At 69.6% G+C, this 4,609-nt stretch carries 4 protein-coding genes; 2 read left to right on the plus strand and 2 right to left on the minus strand.

The window, feature by feature from the left end:
* Positions 1 to 881: transcriptional regulator (locus tag VF468_16970; GenBank protein ID HEX5879985.1), on the plus strand; the 881-nt coding region annotated here is incomplete at its 5' end.
* 148 nt (positions 882 to 1,029) lie between these two features.
* Here VF468_16970 and VF468_16975 read toward each other — a convergent pair.
* On the minus strand, positions 1,030 to 1,659 hold the full coding sequence (locus VF468_16975; GenBank protein HEX5879986.1) for a nitroreductase family protein: 630 nt from the start codon (positions 1,657 to 1,659) through the stop codon (positions 1,030 to 1,032).
* A gap of 203 nt (positions 1,660 to 1,862) precedes the next feature.
* Here VF468_16975 and VF468_16980 point away from each other — a divergent pair, with 203 nt between their 5' ends.
* On the plus strand, positions 1,863 to 3,575 hold the full coding sequence (locus tag VF468_16980) for an ATP-binding protein (protein HEX5879987.1): 1,713 nt from the start codon (positions 1,863 to 1,865) through the stop codon (positions 3,573 to 3,575).
* Positions 3,576 to 3,756: 181 nt separating this feature from the next.
* Here the strand turns inward: VF468_16980 and VF468_16985 are convergent, their stop codons facing one another.
* On the minus strand, positions 3,757 to 4,131 hold the full coding sequence (locus VF468_16985) for a VOC family protein (protein HEX5879988.1): 375 nt from the start codon (positions 4,129 to 4,131) through the stop codon (positions 3,757 to 3,759).
* Positions 4,132 to 4,609 lie beyond the last annotated feature (478 nt).

Consider the following 4,609-nt stretch of genomic DNA (forward strand, 5'->3'; position numbering starts at 1 on the left):
TCGCCGGCGCCGCCCTCGCTCGAGGGAGGGTGCGGCTCGCCGACGGCGATGCCGCAGGCGCGGAACAGTCCTTGTCGGAAGCGGTGCGACTCTGGAACGAGGTCGGCGCCCCCTATGAGGCGGCGGCCGCCCGCATGGCCCTGGCCGAGGCGCACCGGGCCAGCGGCAGCGAGCACCGGGCCGTCCTGGAGCGCCAAGCGGCCCGCACCATCCTCGACGGGATCCAAACCGCGCCGTCGGTGACCCCACCAGGACCTATGGAGGACCACGACACACCCGACGAGCAGCCGGCTGCGAGCGTCAACGTCTTTCGTCGCGAGGGGGACTACTGGTCGGTGAGCTTCGAAGGACACACCGTCCGCGTGCGCGACCTCAAGGGCTTGCGATACCTCGCGCGGCTCCTCGCCGATCCGGGCCGGGAGTACCACGTGCTGGATCTGGTCGCCGCCGAGACCGGCAGCGGTGCCCAGCCGGACAGCAGCCGAGCGGCCGGCCTGCCGCGCTCGACACTCGGCCACGCGGGCGAGGGCCTGGACGCCCAAGCCAAGGACGCCTACCGCCGACGCCTGGCCGAGATCGACGACGACCTCGAACAAGCGCGCGCCATCGGCGACGCCGAACGGGCCGCGCAGGCCGACGTCGAGCGCGAGTTCCTGGTTCGAGAGCTCGCGCGCGCGTTTGGGCTGGGTGGTCGTGATCGACCAGCCGCGTCCGCGTCCGAGCGCGCCCGAGCCGCGGTGACCCGCGCGGTCCGCCAGGCCATGACCCGCATCGCCGAGCACCATCCCCAGCTCGGCCAGCATCTCAGCCGTACCATCCGCACGGGGACCTATTGCGCCTACGTTCCCGACCCACGCGCCCCCGCCGACTGGAGATTCTGACATCGACCGCGGCGCCAGCCGGCCGGCGAGGGCAACCCCACTTCACCAGCTCACGTCGATGGGAGCATCCAGCGGGTGCGGTCCTGACCTGAGAAGGTAGCCAACTGGGATTACAGGGAATGACCAGACCACCGGCCTGCACCCCGCCCTACCACTGGTCCCAGTGGACCATCGTGTCCAGGGGGTGGCGGGCGGCGGGCTTGAAGTCGGTACCGACGGTGTAGGCGACCGGGATCAGCGCCGCCTGCATCACCGTCTCAAACGGGATCCCCAGCAGCTCGGCCGCCTCGTGCTCGTGGCGCAGATGGAAGGTGGTCCAGACGGTGCCGAGCCCGCGAGCGCGGGCGGCCAGCATGAAGCTCCAAGCGGCCGGAATGATCGATCCCCACCGCGAGGCCTGGACCACCACCGGGGCATGGTCGGTCCGGCCTTCCACACACGGGATCACATGAACCGGCACTTGGTGGATGCGCTCGGCCAGATACCGCACGGCATCGGAGATGCGGGCCACGCGTTCGTCGGCGGCGGCCGCGGCGGCCCGCCGCTCCAGGTAGGGGCCGGCGACGCTGCGCCACAACTCCCCCAGCGCGGCCCGCCGCTCGGGGTCGGTGACCACGATGAAGTGCCAGTTCTGGGCGTAGCTGGCGGTCGGGGCCTGCTGGGCCAGGCGCAGGCACTCGGCGAGCACCTCGCGCTCGACCGGGCGGGTCAGATCCAGCCGCTTGCGCACGCTGCGGGTCGTGGCCAGCAGCTCATCAGGGGTCAGGTCCAGGACCATGGCCACTAGCATCCCACGACCGGCGGGGGCCTGGGATGTCGGAGGTTCCGAACCAGAGTCAGTGTCGTTGCCTATGGACGAGCTGGCGGCTGGTCAAAAGTGCCGATTGTGGTAGGTCGCCTTGGGACGATAGGCCGACTTGGTGGCCAAGGCAGCGGTTGCAGGACCGAGCAGGTCTGGAGTGGTCGAAGGAGGTCGCCAGCATGGGTTCTCAGCTGATCAGCGTGCTGACCGACCCGGGTCGGCTGGCCGCGGTGCGCCAGACCAACCTGCTCGACACCCCAGCCGAGGCCGCCTTTGATCGGGTGGCCCGGATGGCCGCCCGCCTGCTCGAGGTCCCGATCGCGCTGGTGCCACTCATCGAGGACGACCGCCAGTTCTTCAAGGCCTGCGTGGGGCTTCCCGAACCCTGGGCGACAGCCAGGCAGACCCCGCTGTCGCATTCGCTGTGTCAGCACGTACTGGTGACCCGCCAGCCGTTGGCGATTGGCGACACCGGTCATGATGCGCTTGCCCGCGACAACCCGTTGGTCCGGGAGCTTGGCCTGGCGGCCTATCTCGGGGTCCCTCTGATCGACGATTCCGGGTATGCCCTGGGCTCGCTGTGCGTCGTCGACCACCGCCCGCGGGAATGGACTGCGGACCAGGTGGCCATCCTCACCGACCTGGCCGGGCTGGTCATGACCCAGATCCAGCTGCGGGCAGAGCTGGCGACCCGGGGCGAGCTTGAGCGACGCCTGATCGATGTCGAGGCGAGCCTGCAGGCGCTGCTGGAACGTCTCCCTGGTGTGGTGTATGCGCTCAGTCCCGAGGTACCGAATTCGATCCTCTACATGAGCCCCCAGATCCAGGCGCTGCTGGGCGTGTCGGCCGCCGACTGTATCGGCGACCCGGAGCTGTGGGACCGGCTGGTGCATCCCGAGGACCTCGAGCGGGTCGCGGCCGAGGATGAGCGGACCAACCGAACCGGGGAGCCATTCTCGGCTGAGTACCGCATGCGCACCGCCGATGGCCAGGTGCGTTGGGTTCGCGACGAGGCGGTCTTGATCCGTGCTGGCGACGGCCGCCGCTTGTTCTGGCAGGGAATCTTGACCGACATCACGGCCACCCACCTGATCGCCGACCACCTGGCTGAGGCGCTGGACCGCGAGCAGGAGGCCGCCTACCAGCTCGCCGCCGCCCTGGAGCGCGAGCGGGCCGCCGCCGAGCACCTGCGGGCAGTGGATGAGATGAAGACGACCTTCCTGCAAGCGGTCTCACACGATCTGCGCACGCCCCTGACGACCATCCTCGGCATCGCCCTCACCCTGGAGCACCGCGCCGCCGGTCTGCCAGCTCCTGACCTCGCCGACCTGCTGCATCGGCTGTCGGGCAACGCCCGCAAGCTTGATCGGCTCCTCGGCGACCTGCTTGATCTGGACCGGCTCGCCCGCGGCACGCTCACCCCTCGTCGCCAGCTGATCGACCTCGGCGCCCTGGTGCACCGGGTGGTGGAGGACGCCGGCGTGAGGGACGAGCACCCGGTGGTGGTCGACGCCCCACCGCTGCGACTGGCCGCAGACGCCCCCAAGCTGGAGCGGATCATCGAGAACCTGCTCGTCAATGCGGCCAAGCACACCCCAGCGGGGACCACCATCTGGGTCCGGCTGCATGCCCAGGACGACGGCGTCCTGCTCCTGGTCGAAGACGAGGGGCCCGGCGTACCGGCCCAGCTTCGCGAACGGATCTTTCAGCCCTTCCACCAGGGCGGCAACATCGCCGACCACGCCCCCGGCTCCGGCATCGGCCTGGCCCTGGTCACCCAGTTCGCCAGCCTCCACGGCGGCCGCGCCTGGGTCCAGGACCGCCCTGGTGGGGGGGCCTCCTTCCGGGTCTTCCTCCCCGACACCCAGCACCCCGACCGGCCCAGCCCCTGAGCCTCACTGCACCCTTCGGTACTCCTCGGTGAAGCTTGCCCAAGGGGCAAGGACGTCAACAGCACAGCAGTGACGTCGTCTCGATGCAGGGAGAAGCGGTCGACCCGATCATGACCTCGGGGTCCGTTGTCCGCTGGTAACCAGCGGGCCATCGTGGACCGGCGGCCTGCCGCCCTGCGCGCTAGGCCTCGGCCCAGACGCCCAGTTCGTTCCCGCTCGGGTCGGTGAAGTGGAACCGGCGTCCACCGGGGAACTCGTACGGCCCGTTCACCACCTGGCCGCCGGCGTTCTCCACCGCCTCCACGGAACGGTTCAGGTCGGTCGAATACAGCAACACGAACGGGCCTCCCGCCCGCACCTCCTGCCCCGTGCGGAGACCGCCCACCTCGGGTGCGGATTCACCCTGCGGGCTCTGGATGCCGGCGTACTCAGGCCCGTAGTCGTTGAACCGCCAGCCGAACGCTTCAGTGTAGAAGCGCTTGGCCTGTGCGAGGTCGGTGACCGTGAGCTCCACGTAGTCGATGGCATGGTGTCGGTGCCCAGATGGCTGAGACATGTCCTGCATTCTGCACGTCCGGTACGACATCGTGCACTGACGGCCAACTCACGTCGCGGACCGGCAACACGCGGCCGGTAGGCAGGCGGGCGGTCACGAGTTCGGGTGCTGCCACTTTGTTGTGAATGGCACGGCCGGAAAGGACGACGGTGACAACCTGAGATGCACCCGATCGACGTGACCCTGCTGCTCGTGTCGCGGGCTCCGCTGGCGAAGCTGCAGGCGTACAGGCGGCGGATGGCCTGGAGCCTTCCCTGGGTCTCGGCGGCGAACACCGACTTCAACTTCCACTTTCGGCGCCTCCATCCGACCAGATCGCGCAGGCGGCAGAGATCGCCCGGCGCCGATCGCGCTGCAGAACGCGACCGCGACCGGCACCGGCATCCTCGACTAGCTCTCGGAGTCACCGGTGATGAGCGCCTTCACGCTCCAGGACCGCGCCGTCTTCCAGACCTACGCGACCACCTGGCGCGGCGTC

This window comes from Actinomycetota bacterium (assembly GCA_036280995.1).
Taxonomy (GTDB): Bacteria; Actinomycetota; CALGFH01; order CALGFH01; family CALGFH01; genus CALGFH01.

Bases quoted from the DNA above. Each gene is read 5' to 3' on its own strand.
- VF468_16975 (HEX5879986.1), bottom strand. From the start codon at position 1,659: ATGGTCCTGGACCTGACCCCTGATGAGCTGCTGGCCACGACCCGCAGC.
- VF468_16980 (HEX5879987.1), top strand. From the start codon at position 1,863: ATGGGTTCTCAGCTGATCAGCGTGCTGACCGACCCGGGTCGGCTGGCC.
- VF468_16985 (HEX5879988.1), bottom strand. From the start codon at position 4,131: ATGTCTCAGCCATCTGGGCACCGACACCATGCCATCGACTACGTGGAG.